Below are 15,967 nucleotides of genomic sequence, written 5' to 3'. Positions count from 1 at the left end.
ACCATGCTCATCCTCCACGGCTACGAAATCTCGCCCTATTCGGACAAGGTCCGCCGCGCCCTGCGCCTGAAAGGTCTCGCCTTCCAGACCAATGAGATCATCGTCTCCAAGGCCGGCAAGGCAAAACACATCAGCCCGACCGGCAAATTTCCCGTGCTGGACACGCCGGAGGGCCGCATTGTCGATTCTTCCGACATTCTGCGCTGGCTCGACCGCGCCCACCCCGTTCCGCCACTGCGCCCGGACAATGCCCGCGATGCCGCGCTTGCCGACATCCTGGAGGACTGGGCCGACGAGAGCCTCTATTTCTACGACCTCAGCATGCGCACCTGGCCGCACAACCGGGAATGGTTCCTGAAAGACCTGCTGCACCACGAACCCGCCGGCCTGATGCGCACGATCCTCACCCGCGCCATCCCCGGCGCACTGAGCAAAGTGGCCCGCACGCAGGGCCTGGGCCGCAAGAGTGAAAAGACCATCGTCGCCGACCTGACCGTGCTTTACGATGCGCTCTCTGCACTGCTCACCGACAATGACTGGCTCGCCGGGCCACGGTTGAGCCACGCCGACCTCGCCGTCCGCGTCATGCTCAACGTCCTCGACCGCACCCGCGAAGGCCGCTCCCTGCGCAACGCCCGCCCCGCCCTAGACGCGTGGTGCACCCGAGTCGACATAGCCGCCCCACCCAAAGGCATCAGCGCCTGATTCTCCTCTCGCTGGAGGGGGAGTCGAAGACGGCGCGCAGCGCCAGCGGACTCGAGCGAGGTGAGGGTGGTTGACGGTGATACCAGACCCCACCCACCTTGCCCCTGTCCCCATCCTTCCCTAAAATGTGGATGGAAAAGGACGCGCCTCCATGAACACCATGACCCTCAACGTCCGCATCAGTGGCCCGCTCAGCGCCCACGTCGCCGATGCCGTCGGCGAGGATGGCCTGTTCGAGAATGTCAGCGAATATGTCCGCCATCTGATCCGAAAGGATCGCGAAGCAACAGAAGCCGAGCGTTTCGCGCTGCTAAAGGCCGAACTGCAACAAGCCTTCGCAATCCCGCAGGATCAATATCGTGAGTCCTCACGCGAAAGTATCATGGCGCGCTTCAAATGAAGTTGTGGCGCCTGTCGCCAGCCGCCGAGGCGCGGCTCGACGACATCGCCGCTTACACAGAATCGGTCTGGGGCCGCCAGCAGGCGATCGACTATTTCGACAAGCTCGTTACAGGCTTCGAAGCCATTGCCGCCGGCACAGTCGTACGACATCCTATTCCGGCCTCATTCGGCGTTGGCGGCTATCGCTATCGTGTCGGTCAGCACATCATCTATTGGCAAATGCTCGATGATGGCGTCGTCGGCATCGTCACCATCCTGCACGTTCGCACGCACCAGATCGAACGGTTTCGCGCCGATTTCGCGCTCGACTGACTCCTACCCCGGATAGCGCTCGAACATCGGCAGCCCATGCGCTTCCGCCATCCACGGCAGCTGCTCCGCCGTCTGAACATGCGCTTCTGGCGCGAAAGCCGCGGCATCGTCCATCGTCACCAGCTGCACATCGACGATCCCCGGCAGGAACTCCGCGTTGCGATAGAACAGCCCCGTGCCACAGGTGCCGCAGAACTTCCGCATCGTCTGGCCCGACGAATTATGCACCACTGGCCGGCCTTGCAGCACCGTCAGCTCCTCTTCCGCAAATGCCGCCCACGCCACCACCGGCGCCCCCGCGCTGCGTCGGCAATCCTCGCAATGGCAGAAAGACACCCGCTGCGGCGCCACCGCCACTCGATACCGCACCGCCCCGCACCGACACCCGCCTTCATGGGTCATGGCCCTGCCCCTCCAATGAATTTGCTGGAGTATACCACCTCGAAAACCGATGTCATCGCGTCCGCCACGCCCTCAGCAGCAGCACAGCATAGCAGCCGATGGCATAGCTCGCCGCGAAAATGGCAAAGCTTAACACGGCTGCGGCACTGAGGTTGCCGTTCAGCCATGCGCTGAGGCCAACCGAACTGACTGCAACGCCCGCCAGTACGACCATTGTTGCGCGGACCAGACCGCGAGCGCTCCACGGAGTCAGAGCGGCAGAAGCCAGGCTGAGCGTTGGAATCGCGAAGGGAAGTCCGAACCACCAGCCAAAAATGATGAAGAGGAAGGGCAAACCATTTGGTGTCCAACGGGCCGCGGGTCCAACGATCGGCCCATCAAGGGCGTTGGCAACCGCGATAGCGACACCGAACAGGATGGGCACCACCGCAATGCCAATCACCGAACAGGCGATAGCGCGACCGACATGCTCCTCCCAGTGCCGCGGCCCGGCCATTACGCCACCAATACCACCTTCCCCGTTGCCTTCCGGTCCATCAGCCAGCGTATCCCCGCCGCGCCATCACGCAGCCCGAACGTCTTGCTGATATGCGGCTTCAGCTTGCCCTCCTGATACCAGCCCAGCAGCTCCCGCATGTTCGCCGCATGCACGTCCGGCTCATGCCCGGTGAACGCCCCCCAGAACACCCCCACGATGCTCGCCCCCTTGATCAGCGCCAGGTTCAGCGGCAGCTTCGGAATCTCCCCCGCGGCAAACCCCACCACCAGGTACCGCCCGTTCCAGGCGATCGAGCGGAACGCCGGCTCCGCGAACCGATCCCCCACCGGATCATAAATTACATCGGCGCCCTTCCCCCCGGTCAGCGCCTTCACCCGCTCCTTCAGATCCTCGGTGGCGTAGTTGATCACCTCGTCAGCGCCCGCCGCCCGGCACACCGCCAGCTTTTCGTCGGTGGAGGCCGCCGCGATCACCCGCGCGCCCATCAGCTTGCCCAGCTCCACCGCGGTCAGCCCCACGCCGCCCGCCGCGCCCAGCACCAGCAGCGTCTCACCCGGCTGCAACCGCGCCCGCTGCTTCAGCGCATGGTGGCTGGTGCCATAGGTCATGGTGAACCCCGCGCCCTCGTCGAACGGCATCGTGTCCGCCATCGGAATTACCATCGCCGCCGGCACCAGGATCTTCTCCCGCATGCCGCCATTGCCCACCATCGCGATCACCCGGTCGCCAGGCTTCACCGTGGAGACCCCCTCCCCCACCGCCTCGACGATGCCGGAAACCTCACCCCCCGGGCTGAACGGCAACGGCGGCTTGAACTGATAGAGGTTCTGGATGATCAGCACGTCCGGGAAGTTCAGCCCCACCGCCTTCACCGCGATCTTCACCTGGCCCTTGCTGACCTCCGGCTCGTCCACATCCGCCCAGACCAGCTTTTCCGGCGGGCCATGTTCCACGCAAAGAATGGCTTTCATCACAGTCCCTCAATGATTAACCCCATCACCATAACGCGCGGAGGGTCCGGGGCAAATGACACAAATCGCAGTGCTGGGGGCCGGCCTGATTGGCATCTACCTCGGCGGAAGGCTCGCCGCCGGCGGTGCGGACGTCATCCTCATCGGACGGCCCCGCCTGCTCGATCCGCTCGCCGACGGCCTGCGCCTGTCCGCGCTCGATGGCTTCGACCGGACCATCCCCGCCCCCGCCCGCACCGCCGACCCCACCGCGCTCGCCGGCGCCGACCTCATCCTTCTCACCACCAAATCGCAGCACAGCGAAGCCGCCGCCGCCGACGTCGCCGCCCATGCCCGGCCGGGCACGCCCGTCCTCAGCTTCCAGAACGGCGTCAGCAACGCCGACCGCCTGCGGCCCCTGCTGCCCGCCAACCCCGTTATCGCCGGCATGGTACCGTACAATGTCGCGGCGCGCGGCCCGGCGCACTACCATCAGGGCACCGGAGGCAGCCTCGCCGCCGACCGCGCCGCGGTGCCTTTCGCGCCATTGTTCCAGGCGGCCGGCCTGGCCTTCGCATGTTCGGACAACATGCCCGGCGTCATGTGGGGCAAGCTGCTCGTCAACCTCAACAACGCCATCAACGCGCTCTCCGGCATTCCGCTCGCGCACCAGCTGATCCAGCGCGACTACCGCCGCGCCTGGGCGCTCTGCGTCGCGGAGGGGCTGCGGCTCCTCAAACCCACCGGCATCACGCTGGTCGATCCCCTCCCCCTGCCGCTCAAACACATGCCCCTCATCATGAGCCTGCCCAACCCGCTCTACCGCCGGGTGGTCAGTCGCGCGGGGAAAGGCGGCGCCCGCGTCGATCCCCACGCCCGCAGCAGCATGGCCGACGACCTTGCCCAGGGTCGCGCTACCGAAGTCGACTGGATCAACGGCGAACTGCTCCGCCTCGCCGCCAGCCAGGGCCGCACCGCCCCCATCAACGCCCGCGTCATCAAGCTGGTCCGCGCGGCCGAAGCGGGCGCCGCGCCATGGCCAGCGACCGCACTTTACAAGGAACTGAAATCCGCGCGCTAAACCCCTCCCCCGCGCGCGGGGGAGGCGACTCGCGGAACGCGAACAGGAGGGGGTCTCGCCGCCCCGCGTCCCCCCTTACCCCACCGCCGGCTCCAGCAGCCGCAATGTCCCCGCATCCGCGTCCATCTCCGCCCGCACACCGATGGGCAGGCTGAACTGGTTCGCCACATGCCCCACCATCAGCCCCTCGAATACCGGCACGCCCAGTTCCGCCAGGTGCCGCTGCAACACCTCGGTCAACGTGAAATTCCCCAGGCCGGCGCCCTGGCTGATGCATCGTGTGCACTTGCCGAACACCACGCCGGCAACCTTGCCCAGCACCCCGCCCAGCGCCAGCTGCGTCATCATGCGGTCGATGCGATATTCCGCCTCCTCCACATCCTCCAGAAACAGGATGGCGCCGGTAAAATCCGGCAACCAGGGAGTCCCCATCAACGCCGTCAACACGGTCAGATTGCCCCCCAGCAACCGGCCGCTCGCCCGCCCGCCGCGCAGCGTGCGGGTTCGCCCGGCATCCTGCACCAGCCGGTCATCGTCCCCCGCCGGATTGCGGTACAGCGGCGTGCCGCCCTCGAACGCCACCGCGCGAAACGAATCCCAGCTCAGCTTGCCCCAATCGCCGCCGGCATTCGGCCCATGGATGGTGCTGAACCCCGCGCGCGCCGCAAAGCCCATGTGCAACGCCGTCACATCGCTGAACCCCACCAGCAATTTCGGATTTCTGGCAATCAGCCCCCAGTCCAGCAGCGGCAGGATCCGCGCGCAACCCCAGCCGCCGCGCACCGCGAACACCGCCTTGACCACCGGATCGGCATACATCGCGTTTACATCCGCCGCCCGCGCCGCATCACTCCCCGCCAGATAGCCATCGCGCGACAGCACAGAGGGTCCGACCTTCGGCACCAACCCCATCGCCGCGACCGTCTCCGTCACCAGCGCCAGGTCGAACGCGTCGCCGATCAACCCCGCGGGCGCCACCAGCCCCACCATGTCGCCGCGCCGCAGCCGGGGCGGCAACCGCTGCGGCAAGGCCTTGGCCACCGCCGGCATCATCGCCCCCACCGCCAGCCCCGCCATCGCCATCCGCCGGTCGAACCTCATGCGACGTCTCCATTCAACGCCCGCGCGAACAGCCGATACTCCTCCGCCCGCGGGCTGCCCGGCCGCCACACCAGGGCAATCTCCCGCACCGCGTTCGCCGAGGCGAGCGGCCGCGTCTCCACCCGGGTGCCGTTCAATATCCCGGCATCCACCGCCATCTGGGGCAACAATGTCATGCCGATACGGTTGTCCACCATCTGCACCAGCGTGTGCAGGCTGGTTCCCAGCACCGTGGCATCCGGCCGCAGCGTCGCCCGGTTGCACGCCGCCAGCGCATGATCCTTCAGGCAATGCCCCTCCTCCAGCAGCAGCAGCCGCTCGCCGTCCAGGCTCGCCGGCTCCACCGCGGGCGGTGCGTCCGGCATGTCCTCGGGATGAAAGGCCAGCAGGATGCGATCCTCGAACAGCGGTGCCGCCGCCACGTCGCCGCAGGCATAGGGCAGCGCCAGCAGCACACAATCAAGCTGCCCGCGGTTCAGCGCCTCGCACGCCGCGCCCGATTGTTCCTCCCGCAGATACAGTTTCAGTTCCGGCCATTCCCGCCGCAACCGCGGCAGCAATCGCGGCAGCAGGAACGGCGCGATGGTCGGGATCACCCCCAGCCGCAGCCCGCCCGACAGCGGCTTGCCCGCCGCGCGCGTCAGCTCGGTCAGCGCATCCGCCTCGCGCAGCGTCGCATAGGCCCGCTCGACCACCGCCTCACCCAGCGGCGTGAAGCGCACTACCCGCCGGTTGCGTTCCACCAGCACCACCCCCAGCAGCGTCTCCAGCTCGCGCAAGCCGGCGGACAGGGTCGATTGCGTCACGAAACAGGCGTCCGCCGCCCGACCGAAATGCCCGTGCCGGTGCAACGCGGTCAGATACTGCAACTGCTTCAGCGTCGGCAGATAGACGTTCATGCCCGCCGTCTTATCGCCCCAGTCGATAACCGCCAGCAATTTTCTGCGTTGGACGCACCGTGGCGCCTGTCATAGGGCCGCCACCACACCCATCTATGGCCAACCCATCATCAAAGGAGCACCCATGCTGACCATCGGCGACAAATTCCCCGCGCTCAAACTGTCCGTCCAGCAGGGCATCGCGGCCCTTCCCGGCGGCGAGACCATCGACCTCGCCAACGACTATCCCGGCAAGTGGAAGGTCATCTTCTTCTGGCCGAAGGATTTCACCTTCATCTGCCCGACCGAGATCATCGCCTATGGCGAACTGGCGAACGACTTCGCCGATCGCGACGCGGTGCTGATCGGCGCCTCGACCGATACCGATTTCGTCCACTTCGCCTGGCGCAAGAGCGATGAGCGGCTGGCCAAGGCCGATTTCCCCTGGATTGCCGACAACAAGCTCGAACTCTCGACCGCGCTCGGCATCCTGGAAAAGGACGCCGGCGTCGCCCTGCGCGCAACCTTCATCGTCGACCCGAACAACATCATCCAGCATGTCACGGTGAACGGCCTCAACCAGGGCCGCAACCCGGCGGAAACGCTGCGCAACCTCGATGCGCTGCAAACCGACGAACTCTGCCCCTGCAACTGGAAGGCCGGCGACGAGGTGCTGAAACCCGCCGCCTGAGGCCAAGCGGGCTGCCAACAGCGTCGCTGTTTGCAGACTCCGCGCAGTGCCGGCCGGCGTGCGCGGCGGACATTCCGCCGCGCACGTCCGACGCGTCGGCTTTGCCGACGGCCTTTATCATTCTTTCACTCTTCTGGCAGACTCGGCAGCTTTGCCGCCGGCTGCTTTGCGAAGGAACCGCCATGTCCATGATCGACCTCGCCCGCGCCCTTCCCGATTATGCCAAGGACCTGCGCCTCAACATCCAGTCGCTGCTCAACGAAACGATCCTCAGCGACCAGCAGAAATATGGCACCCTGCTGGCCAGCGCGATCGCCGGCGGCCATTTGCCCACCATCGCGGCGGCGGAGGCCGAGGCCACCGCGAAACTGACGCCCGAGGCGTTAAACGCCGCCCGCGCGGCGGCCGCCATCATGGCCATGAACAACATCTACTACCGCTTCGGCCATCTCGCCTCGAACAAGGAGTATGAGAAGCTTCCCGCCCGCCTGCGCATGAACATCATCGGTGCGCCGGGCATCGAAAAAGCCGATTTCGAACTCTACAGCCTTGCCGTCAGCGCCATCAACGGCTGCGGCCTGTGCATCGACGCGCATGAAAAAGTGCTTCAGCAGCACGGCGTCAAGGTGGAGGTGGTTCAGGCCGCCGTGCGGCTCGCCAGCGTCACCGTCGCGATCGCCCATACACTGCGCGCGATCGCCTGATGTGAAAAAGGGGCGGAGCCGTGGCCCCGCCCCTTTCCGTCTCCACCCAAGGCTTCAGATCAGCGGATCGCGCCGCGTCGTTCCAAAGGACCCCGCGGTCTGCCCCATCGTCCCGGCACTGCCCATGCCGCCGGTCCCAGGGCTGGCATTGGCGGTATTGCCCGGGATCCCGGTATCGCCGGCACCCCGCAGCGTCTCCGAACCATAGCCGCGCGAGCCATAGCCGGTCCGCGGGTAATCGGCATAATAGTCGTCCACCCGGGAGGTGAGGTCATCATCATCCCAGTCACCGATCTCGTCGCGGCTGTAGTTGGGGGCATCCTTCAGGTTGGCGGCCGCCTGTCCCACATTATAGCCACCCAGATTGGTGTCATAGGTCAGCACGTCCCACGGCAGCGGATGGTAACGCTCGCCGATCCCCAGAAAGCCGCCGAAGCTCATCACCGCATAGGCGACCTCGCCGCTTTCCTTGTCGATCATCAGGCTGTCGATGCTGCCGATCTTGTCGCCGCTGCTGTCGTAAACCGCCGTGCCCTGCACCTTGTCCGCGCTGATCAGGCTGTTGGGCGCGTGGTCACGTTCCAGCGTGTCATAACTGCTCGCCATTGTCGGTTCCTTTGCTCGGGGCTGCCGGCACCATGCCGGCCTCCTGACGCCTGCAACCCGCCCGCACGCGCCGCGTTCCCCCGGCGTGCAGGCAATTTGCAACCGTTCATCGCGGGGTGTACAGACCGGCCACTGACGAAAGCCATCCCATGCGCCTGATTGCCTATCTCGACAGCATCCGCGCCCGCGACCCCGCGCCGCGCAGCCGGTGGGAGGTGCTGACCTATCCCGGCGTCACGGCCATCGCCTTCCACAAGGTCGCGCACCGCCTCTATCGTGCCCGGCTGTTCCTGCTTGCCCGCATCGTCAACCATGTCGCGCGCGCGCTGACCGCCATCGACATCCACCCCGGCGCCACCATCGGCCACAACCTGTTCATCGACCACGGCTTCGTGGTGATCGGCGAAACCGCCGAAATCGGCCACAATGTCACCATCTATCAGGGCGCCACGCTGGGCGGCACCAATCCGATGAACGGCATCGGCGGCAAGCGTCACCCGACCGTGGGCGACAATGTCGTCATCTCGCTCGGTGCCGCCGTGCTCGGCCCCATCATGGTCGGCAACAATGCCCGCATCGGCGCCAACGCCGTTGTGACAAAGGATGTGCCCGAGGGGGCGACCATGATCGGCATTCCCGCCAAGCCCATCCCCGTGCCCGCCGAGGAGAAGCAGGCCCCGTTCAAACCCTATGGCACGCCGTGCAGCGAGAAGTTCGACCCGGTCACGCAGCGCTATGAGGTGCTGAAGTGCGAATTGGAGGCCCTGCGCGCCCGGCTCGACGCCTTCGAGCGCGAGGAGCGTGCGCGCCGCAGCGGCGAAGCGGCCTGAGCGTGTCGGTCACGCCGCTGTTTCCGCCACCCTTTCCGATATCACCCGGTCAAGTCGTCTTCGACCGCACGGAAATGGATCGCATCATGGGCCTCTATGGTCGCATGGTCGCCGCCGGCCACTGGCGGGACTATGCGCTGGACTTCGGCCAGGAAGCAGCGGTGTTCAGCGCCTTTCCCCGCGCCAGCGACCGTCCCGAAGCCCAGGTGGTGAAACGCCCGGCGCTGCGCCGCGCCCAAGGCCAGTGGGCCCTGATCGGAGAGGCCGGCGCGGTGCTGAAACGCGGTCACGACCTCGCCGGCGTGCTGGCGCCGCTGGAACGCCGGCTGATGAAACTGGTCGAGACCTGAGGCTGCACCGGCAGCGTTTTTTGTCGGATTTCTTTACAGACCGGATGGGTTCCGGTTTTTCGTTGGGCATTCATTTAGTTGATTCTTAAAGATTAATTTTCAGCACTGAAGATGGCATGTTTTTTGCTACGCAATAGCTGACATAAAACAGGGAGCAAACCATGATTCGTTTTCTTGCCGCCGCACTGATCGCCAGCGCTGCCCTCACCGGGGCGAACGCGATTACCGTTTACAGCACGCCCTCGGGCGCCACACCCAGCAACTTCAACGGCTTCGAAGGGATGGGGGCGCAGTTCACCTTTACCGGTCCGTACAGCGAAGACGGCATCACCGCCGAGTATATCGGCTCCGGCTCGATCTGGACGACCAGCCAGGCCGCGGAAGGCCTCTACAGCTGGTATCCCAACGGCGGCGGCAACGGTTATACCCAGCTCAGCTTCGCGCCCAGCACCGGCATGGAAGTGCTGGTCGGCAGTGGCTGGTTTGGTGGCGCACCGCTGCTCGCCTATGAAATCCTCAGCGGCGGCAACGTGATTGCCACCGGCGCCGGCATCGCCGTTCCCAGCTATCAGACCGGCTTCGTCACCTTCGGCGTCACCGGCGGCACCTTCGATACCGTCCGCCTCAAGGTCACCACCGACGGTGCCTTGCGGTTCGATCCCAACAGCTACGAAGCTGGCGCCTTCGATGCCGTGCAATTGTTCGGTGTTGTGCCAGAACCGGCCACCTGGGCCATGCTGATCGCCGGTTTCGGCCTGGTGGGCTTCGCCGCTCGCCGGCGCAGCCGCGCCGTCGCTGCCTGAACTGCGTCGCCGGCAGCGCTTCTGCCAGCGATCCTAATTGTGGAAAGGCCGCGCTCCTGCGCGGCCTTTTTCATACATAGGTAGCCAACACGGCCGCCCTTCGAATTGTATCATCTGTTAACCCTCTTTTACACTCAACAGGCACAACGCCTGCTATTAAACCATCCATGTCGAGCGGGTCGGACCTCTCGTCATCGCGCGGCACGGCCTCCACCGCGCCGCGATCAACAGGGTCAGAGAGGGTTCTTCATGCGTGTTCTGCTTCTTGCCACCGCGGCACTTGCCGCCGCGTCGTCCGCCAATGCGGTCAATCTCGTCCAGAATGGCGGTTTCGAACTGACCGCGCCGGGCACGCCGGTGCAGGGCTTCGAAATCGGCCCGCGCCATTCCTATCCCAACGGCGTCCTCAACTGGACCACACAGGACAGCGCCACCGCCGGCGGCAGCATCGGCGTGTTCAACGTGCTGTTCAACAGCTCCACTGCCACCACCGTCAGCCCGGACACCCGCTACACCAGCAGCGAGACGCAGACGCTTTCCAGCGCCAACTATGGCGGGCCCAGCCCCGATGGCGGCAATTTCATGGCGCTCGATGGAGACATTTTCGCCAACGGCCCGCTGTTGCAGACCATCAGCGGCCTGACGCCGGGCAAAAAATACAATTTGAAATTCTACTGGGCCGCCACCCAGTTCCAGAACCGCGTCGGTGACACCACCGAGCGGCTGGATGTCAGCTTCGGCGGCCAGACCCGGTCGACCGCCACGGTCGGCGGCCCGACCCATTATTTCGCCGGCTGGTTCACCGAAAACATGCAATTCACCGCGATCAACAGCAGCGAAGTGCTCAGCTTCCTGTCGATCGGCACGCCCGATGGCCTGCCGCCGGTCGCGCTGCTCGACGGTGTCAGCCTGACCGCCGCGGTGCCCGAACCCGCCACCTGGGCGATGCTGATCGCCGGCTTCGGCCTCGTCGGCATGGCCGCGCGTCGCCGCGGCCGCGCCAGCTTTGCCGCCAGCAACTGAGCCATCGGGGGGCAGCGGCATGCGATCGACCATCCTGCTGCTGCCCCTGCTGCTGCTCGCCACCCCAACGCAGGCGGTCACCGTCATGCGCCTGCCGCCGCCCACCGAGACGGTGCAACCGGCACCCGCCGCGAAACCCGTGGAACGCCCACGCCAACCCGGCCTTGCTGACCGCCTGCGCGCCCTCCTCAAACGCCCCTGATCAGCGCCTGCGCACCAGCATGAAGCCGTCCCAGCCCTTCATGCCAACCGTTTGGATCGCCGTCGCGTCCAGCCGCGCATCCGCCGCTACCACGTCATAGGCCGCGAACGTCCCGCGCACATTGTCGTCCTGCGCCGCCGGGTCGCTGATCGCCAGCCGCCGCACCGCATTGTCCACCACCATCAGCCCGCCCGGCCGCAACAGGTCCGCGCACGCCGCGACATAGGCCGGATAGGACGCCTTGTCGGCATCGACAAAGGCGAAATCGAACGGCCCCGCCAGCGTCGCCAACGTCGACCGCGCCGGCCCCTCCAGCACCGTCACCCGTGCCGCCAGGCCTGCCACCGCCAGATTTTCCCGTGCCACCGCGGCATGATGCGGCTCCAGTTCCAGCGTCGTCACATGCCCGTCCGCGCCCGCGCCCCGCGCCAGGAAGATGGTGCTCACCCCGCCCAGCGTGCCCACCTCCAGCACCCGCCTCGCACCCACCGCCGCCACCAGCAGCTCCAGCATCCGCCCCTGCAGGCGCGAGACATCGATCGCCGGCAGCCCCCGCGCCTTGTTGTTGGCGAGCGCCGCGGCAACCGCCACATCCTGTCGCAACAGGCGCTCCTCGATCAGCCTGTCGATCGCATCCCATTCCTCCGCCATGCTCACCGCCTCCAGCTGTTCGCCCGTTCGCCGCGCGCCGCACAGCGCGCCGTTTCCAGCACCCGCGCGGCCCGCGTCTCAGGCCGCTTCGCCTGCGCGATCCACTCCAGGATGGCACGCCGCGCCGATGGCGGAAAGGCCGCGAAAGCCGCCGCTGAACCGGCATGCGCCGCGAACGCCGCCACCAGGTCATCGGGCGGCAGCAGCGCGGTGGCAGTGTCCAGCCGCTCCCAGCTGCCGTCCGCCTTCGCCGCCGACACCGCCGCCAGCCCCGGCGCCGCCATCAGCCCCGCCTCGATCAGCGCCGCCACCCGCGCCTTGTTCACGCCGGACCAGCCGCTCCCGCGCTTCCGCGGGCTCATCAGCAGCATCGAGCGCGCCTCATCCAGCTTCGCCGGCCGACTGTCGACCCAGCCGAAACACAACGCCTCGTCCCGCAGCGTGGCATAGGGCACATGCCCCGCATGCCCCTTCTTGAAACTCACCAGCCAGATGCTGCCGCGCCGGCCGTGATTCGCTTCCAGCCATTCGCGCCACGCGGCGCGGCTTGTCACCGTCACCCGTTCGCGCTCAGGCGGCAAGCCGTCCCATCCGGGCCAGCACGGTCTCCGCCTCGCTCAGCGTCCGCGCCACGATCTCCGCGCAGGGCAGCACCTCGGTGATGCCACCCCCGCCCTGCCCCGCCGCCAGGCATTGCGTCTCGGGGTTCACATCGTCCACCACGCCGGCGATCGGCCCCAGCAGATTGTTCTGCGCCGAATGCATCACCTGCATGGCGAACGGCATCGCCTCCTTGGTCGCCCACTCATCGGTCGTGCGGTTGCGGATGGCGCGCAGCGTCTTGCCGGTGAAGCCCTTGGAAATCACCGTGTCGCTCTCGCTCATGCCCACGATGGCGTCTTTGTAGGGCTGGCCGGCATGGGCCTCGGTGGAGGCGATGAAGCGCGTCCCCATCCACACGCCCTGGCACCCCATGGCGAGCGCCGCCGCCAGTCCGCGGCCATCGAACAGCCCCCCGGCCGCGATCACCGGAATGCGCACGGCATCCACCACCTGCGGCCACAGTGCGATGCTGGCGACGCTGCCGGTGTGCCCGCCGCCCTCCGTCCCTTGCGCGATCACCACATCACAACCGGCTTGCTCGGCTTTCCGCGCATGCTCGACCTTGCCCACCATGGACATCACCACCACGCCCGCGGCGCGCAGCTGGTCGATGATCGCCACCGGCACGCCCAGCCCGGCGATGAAGGCCTTCGCCCCCTCCTCGATGATCACATCCACGCTTGCCGTCAGGCTTTCGGGCTGCGCCGTCAGCAGGTCGACCCCGAACGGCTTGTCGGTCAGGTCCTTCACCCGCCGCATCTGCTCGCGGATGCCGCGCGGGGAAACGCCCGCCATCCCCAGCGAGCCGAAGCCGCCGGCATTGCTGACGGCCGCGCACACCTCGGCATAGGAAACCCCGCCCATCCCGGCCAGCAGGATCGGATGCTCCACCCCCAGCAGGTCGCAGATCGGCGTGCGGATCATCTCACGCCGCCTTCTTGATGCTGTTGCCATAGAAGGTCTCGCCCCGCGCCGCCATGTCGCGCAGCAGCTGCGGCGGGCTGAAACGCTCGCCATGCGCCTGCGCCAGCCGGTCGAGCGTTGCCACCACGTTGGCCAGCCCCACGGTGTCCATGTGGCTGAACGGCCCGCCGGTGAAGGGCGCGAAGCCCCAGCCGAAGATGGCGCCCAGGTCGCCGTCCTGCGGCGTCTCCAGCACGCCTTCGGCAAAACAGCGCGCGCATTCCACCAGCTGGCGATAGAGCAGCCGCTCCTTCACCTCCGCCGGCGCCGGGTCCACGCCCGTCACGCCCACCATGGCGCGAAGGTCGGGCCACAGATGCTTCGGCGATCCGTCCTCGGGATAGGCATAGAAGCCTTTGCCGTTCTTCCGGCCATAGCGGCCCAGCTCGTTCATCTTCGCGATCACGCCCTCGGCCGCGCTCGGTTTCCAGGCGTCGCCCAGGTCGGCCTTCGTCTGCTGCGCCACCTTGTAGGACAGGTCGAGCCCGACCTCGTCGTTCACCGCCAGCGCGCCCACGGGCATCCCCATCTGCTTGCCGCAATTCTCGATGAGCGCCGGCGTCACGCCTTCGGCTAGCAGGCTCAACCCCTCCTGCACATAGGTGCCGAAGCAACGGCTGGTGTAGAAGCCGCGGCTGTCGTTCACCACGATCGGCGTCTTGCGGATCTGCGCCACATAATCCAGCGCCTTCGCAATCGCTTCCGGCCCGGTCTTCTTGCCCACGATGATCTCCACCAGCGGCATCTTCTCCACCGGCGAGAAGAAATGGATGCCGATGAAATTCTCCGGCTTTGACCACGCTTCCGCCAGGCCGGTGATCGGCAGGGTCGAGGTGTTGGAGCCGAAGATCACATCCGCCCCCACCACCGCCTCGGTCGCCTTCGTCACGCCCGCCTTGATGTCGCGCGTCTCGAACACCGCCTCGATGATCAGGTCGCAACCCTTCAGATCGGCGTAGTCCGCCGTCGGATGGATGCGCCCTAAAATCTCCGCCGCCTTCGCAGGGTCGGTCCGCTTCTTCGCCAGCCGGTCCGCGGTATATTGCTTGCCCTTTTCCGCGGCCGCCAGGTCGCGATCCAGCAGCACCACCTCGATCCCCGCCTGCGCGCTCACCATGGCGATGCCCGCGCCCATCAGACCCGCACCCAGCATCCCCACCTTGGCGGTCTTCGCCGGCGCGACATTGGCCGGCCGCCGCGCGCCCTTCTCCGCTGCCTGCTTGCTCACGAACAGGCTGCGGATCATGTTCCCTGCCTGCGGGTCGGCCACCACTTTGGCGAAATATTTGCTCTCCAGCTTCAGCGCGGTGTCGATGGGCAGCTGCGCGCCCTCGTAAACCACGCTCATGATCGCCTTGATCTGGTTCATGTTTCCATTGGACTGCTTGTTCGCCATCGCATTGCCGGCGATGAAGGTCTGCGCGAACGCCGGGTTCATCGCCCCGGCCCCGCCCGGGAACTTGAACTCCTTCTTGTCCCAGGGCGCCACCGCCTTCGGGTTCGCCAACACCCAGGCCTTGGCCCGCTCGACGATCTCGCCCGCCGGCGCCACCTCATTCACCACGCCAAAGCCCAGCGCTTCCTGCGGGCTCATGTTCTTGCCCTGCAACAGATACATCAGGGCCGGCTGCACCCCCATCAGCCGCGGCAGCCGCTGCGTGCCCCCGGCACCCGGGAACAAGCCCACCAGCACCTCGGGCAGCCCCAGCGTGATCTTCGGATTGTCCGCGCACACCCGATAATGGCAGGCGAGCGCAATCTCCAGCCCGCCCCCCAGCGCCAGGCCGTTCAAGGCCACCGCCACCGGCTTGCCGCAGGTCTCCAGTGCCCGCAGCGTGCCGTTGAGCGCCCACACGCCTTCATAAATCAAGGCCATGCGGGACTTGCCTGAACCCGCACCCGAACCGCCACCGGCAAAATTCATGCCCTTCAGGTCCGCACCCGCGACAAAGCCCGACGCCTTGCCGCTGGTGATGACCGCGCCCTTCACCGTGTCGTCCGTCCGGATGCGCTCGGTCACCGCGATCAGGTCGGCGCCCAGCGCCTCGTTGATCACGTTCATCGACAGCCCCGGGCAGTCGATGGTCAGCAGCAGCACGCCATCGGGGTCCAGCTCCTGGCGAATGGCAGTCGTCTCGGTCATAAATTTCCCTTTCAGCCTCCCCTCCCGCTCGCGGGAGGGGCCGGGGGTGGGGCCGTCGTTTCGACCCC

At 66.6% G+C, this 15,967-nt stretch carries 21 protein-coding genes; 11 read left to right on the top strand and 10 right to left on the bottom strand.

All coding sequences use genetic code 11. The annotated features are described in order from the left end of the window. Nucleotides 1-3 precede the first annotated feature (3 nt). The 3 genes from H3309_RS07440 to H3309_RS07430 all read left to right on the top strand — a co-directional run bounded on the left by H3309_RS07440 (nt 4) and on the right by H3309_RS07430 (nt 1,419). A complete protein-coding gene (locus H3309_RS07440; RefSeq protein WP_182298125.1) occupies nt 4-705 on the top strand; it encodes a glutathione S-transferase family protein in 702 nt (233 codons plus the stop codon). Nucleotides 706-865: 160 nt separating this feature from the next. Continuing rightward, the gene (locus tag H3309_RS07435) at nt 866-1,105 is read left to right on the top strand and encodes a ribbon-helix-helix domain-containing protein (protein WP_207791573.1); all 240 of its coding nucleotides are present in this window, start codon (nt 866-868) and stop codon (nt 1,103-1,105) included. Further along, on the top strand, nt 1,102-1,419 hold the full coding sequence (locus H3309_RS07430) for a type II toxin-antitoxin system RelE/ParE family toxin (RefSeq protein WP_182298123.1): 318 nt from the start codon (nt 1,102-1,104) through the stop codon (nt 1,417-1,419). Before H3309_RS07435 ends, H3309_RS07430 begins: the two co-directional genes overlap by 4 nt. 3 nt (nt 1,420-1,422) lie before the next feature. On the opposite strand, the gene H3309_RS07425 is transcribed toward H3309_RS07430, so the two are convergent. The 3 genes from H3309_RS07425 to H3309_RS07415 all read right to left on the bottom strand — a co-directional run bounded on the left by H3309_RS07425 (nt 1,423) and on the right by H3309_RS07415 (nt 3,291). Then, a complete protein-coding gene (locus tag H3309_RS07425; protein ID WP_317983342.1) occupies nt 1,423-1,788 on the bottom strand; it encodes a GFA family protein in 366 nt (121 codons plus the stop codon). An 85-nt stretch (nt 1,789-1,873) separates the two neighbouring features. Then, the gene (locus tag H3309_RS07420) at nt 1,874-2,317 is read right to left on the bottom strand and encodes a hypothetical protein (RefSeq protein ID WP_182298121.1); all 444 of its coding nucleotides are present in this window, start codon (nt 2,315-2,317) and stop codon (nt 1,874-1,876) included. Next, a complete protein-coding gene (locus tag H3309_RS07415; protein WP_182298120.1) occupies nt 2,317-3,291 on the bottom strand; it encodes an NADPH:quinone oxidoreductase family protein in 975 nt (324 codons plus the stop codon). The genes H3309_RS07420 and H3309_RS07415 overlap by 1 nt, the downstream gene beginning before the upstream one ends. A gap of 55 nt (nt 3,292-3,346) precedes the next feature. Here H3309_RS07415 and H3309_RS07410 point away from each other — a divergent pair, with 55 nt between their 5' ends. Continuing rightward, a complete protein-coding gene (locus H3309_RS07410) occupies nt 3,347-4,351 on the top strand; it encodes a 2-dehydropantoate 2-reductase (RefSeq protein ID WP_182298119.1) in 1,005 nt (334 codons plus the stop codon). A gap of 75 nt (nt 4,352-4,426) precedes the next feature. On the opposite strand, the gene H3309_RS07405 is transcribed toward H3309_RS07410, so the two are convergent. Both H3309_RS07405 and H3309_RS07400 read right to left on the bottom strand, forming a co-directional pair. Further along, a complete protein-coding gene (locus H3309_RS07405) occupies nt 4,427-5,452 on the bottom strand; it encodes a S66 peptidase family protein (RefSeq protein ID WP_182298118.1) in 1,026 nt (341 codons plus the stop codon). Continuing rightward, on the bottom strand, nt 5,449-6,351 hold the full coding sequence (locus H3309_RS07400) for a hydrogen peroxide-inducible genes activator (protein WP_182298117.1): 903 nt from the start codon (nt 6,349-6,351) through the stop codon (nt 5,449-5,451). Before H3309_RS07400 ends, H3309_RS07405 begins: the two co-directional genes overlap by 4 nt. 124 nt (nt 6,352-6,475) lie before the next feature. Between H3309_RS07400 and H3309_RS07395 the strand changes: the two genes are divergently transcribed. Together H3309_RS07395 and H3309_RS07390 are read left to right on the top strand one after the other, a co-directional pair. After that, the gene (locus H3309_RS07395) at nt 6,476-7,021 is read left to right on the top strand and encodes a peroxiredoxin (RefSeq protein ID WP_182298116.1); all 546 of its coding nucleotides are present in this window, start codon (nt 6,476-6,478) and stop codon (nt 7,019-7,021) included. A gap of 182 nt (nt 7,022-7,203) precedes the next feature. Next, nucleotides 7,204-7,725 (top strand): carboxymuconolactone decarboxylase family protein, encoded by a 522-nt coding sequence (locus H3309_RS07390; protein ID WP_182298115.1) that lies wholly within the window; start codon nt 7,204-7,206, stop codon nt 7,723-7,725. Between the two features lie 54 nt (nt 7,726-7,779). On the opposite strand, the gene H3309_RS17715 is transcribed toward H3309_RS07390, so the two are convergent. After that, the gene (locus tag H3309_RS17715; RefSeq protein ID WP_182298114.1) at nt 7,780-8,331 is read right to left on the bottom strand and encodes a PRC-barrel domain-containing protein; all 552 of its coding nucleotides are present in this window, start codon (nt 8,329-8,331) and stop codon (nt 7,780-7,782) included. Nucleotides 8,332-8,480: 149 nt separating this feature from the next. Here H3309_RS17715 and epsC point away from each other — a divergent pair, with 149 nt between their 5' ends. The 5 genes from epsC to H3309_RS07360 all read left to right on the top strand — a co-directional run bounded on the left by epsC (nt 8,481) and on the right by H3309_RS07360 (nt 11,539). Continuing rightward, nucleotides 8,481-9,161 carry a serine O-acetyltransferase EpsC gene (epsC, locus tag H3309_RS07380; RefSeq protein ID WP_182298113.1) on the top strand — a complete coding sequence of 227 codons (681 nt, stop codon included), beginning with the start codon at nt 8,481-8,483 and terminating at the stop codon, nt 9,159-9,161. 74 nt (nt 9,162-9,235) lie between these two features. Continuing rightward, entirely contained in the window at nt 9,236-9,511 is a 276-nt protein-coding gene (locus H3309_RS07375) for a DUF2794 domain-containing protein (RefSeq protein WP_243453876.1), read from the top strand. Nucleotides 9,512-9,672: 161 nt separating this feature from the next. Beyond that, nucleotides 9,673-10,314 (top strand): PEPxxWA-CTERM sorting domain-containing protein, encoded by a 642-nt coding sequence (locus H3309_RS07370; RefSeq protein ID WP_182298112.1) that lies wholly within the window; start codon nt 9,673-9,675, stop codon nt 10,312-10,314. Between the two features lie 249 nt (nt 10,315-10,563). Further along, nucleotides 10,564-11,337: a PEPxxWA-CTERM sorting domain-containing protein gene (locus H3309_RS17235; protein ID WP_243453875.1), complete on the top strand. Its 774-nt coding sequence runs from the start codon at nt 10,564-10,566 to the stop codon at nt 11,335-11,337. Between the two features lie 19 nt (nt 11,338-11,356). Beyond that, nucleotides 11,357-11,539, top strand: coding sequence for a hypothetical protein (locus H3309_RS07360; protein ID WP_182298111.1), 183 nt, complete (start codon nt 11,357-11,359; stop codon nt 11,537-11,539). On the opposite strand, the gene H3309_RS07355 is transcribed toward H3309_RS07360, so the two are convergent. From H3309_RS07355 to H3309_RS07340, 4 genes are read right to left on the bottom strand one after another with little or no spacing between them, the layout of a single operon-like run. After that, the gene (locus H3309_RS07355) at nt 11,540-12,190 is read right to left on the bottom strand and encodes an O-methyltransferase (RefSeq protein WP_182298110.1); all 651 of its coding nucleotides are present in this window, start codon (nt 12,188-12,190) and stop codon (nt 11,540-11,542) included. A 2-nt stretch (nt 12,191-12,192) separates the two neighbouring features. Then, nucleotides 12,193-12,744, bottom strand: coding sequence for a YdeI/OmpD-associated family protein (locus H3309_RS07350; RefSeq protein WP_207791572.1), 552 nt, complete (start codon nt 12,742-12,744; stop codon nt 12,193-12,195). Nucleotides 12,745-12,760: 16 nt separating this feature from the next. Then, nucleotides 12,761-13,717: an NAD(P)H-dependent flavin oxidoreductase gene (locus H3309_RS07345; protein WP_182298108.1), complete on the bottom strand. Its 957-nt coding sequence runs from the start codon at nt 13,715-13,717 to the stop codon at nt 12,761-12,763. 1 nt (nt 13,718) lies between these two features. Further along, nucleotides 13,719-15,899 carry a 3-hydroxyacyl-CoA dehydrogenase NAD-binding domain-containing protein gene (locus H3309_RS07340; RefSeq protein WP_182298107.1) on the bottom strand — a complete coding sequence of 727 codons (2,181 nt, stop codon included), beginning with the start codon at nt 15,897-15,899 and terminating at the stop codon, nt 13,719-13,721. Nucleotides 15,900-15,967 lie beyond the last annotated feature (68 nt).

Source organism: Sandaracinobacteroides saxicola, from assembly GCF_014117445.1.
GTDB classification, from domain to species: domain Bacteria; phylum Pseudomonadota; class Alphaproteobacteria; order Sphingomonadales; family Sphingomonadaceae; genus Sandaracinobacteroides_A; species Sandaracinobacteroides_A saxicola.
The sequence above is the reverse complement of the archived record's forward strand: the minus strand, read 5'-3'. Positions and strand labels throughout refer to the sequence as shown.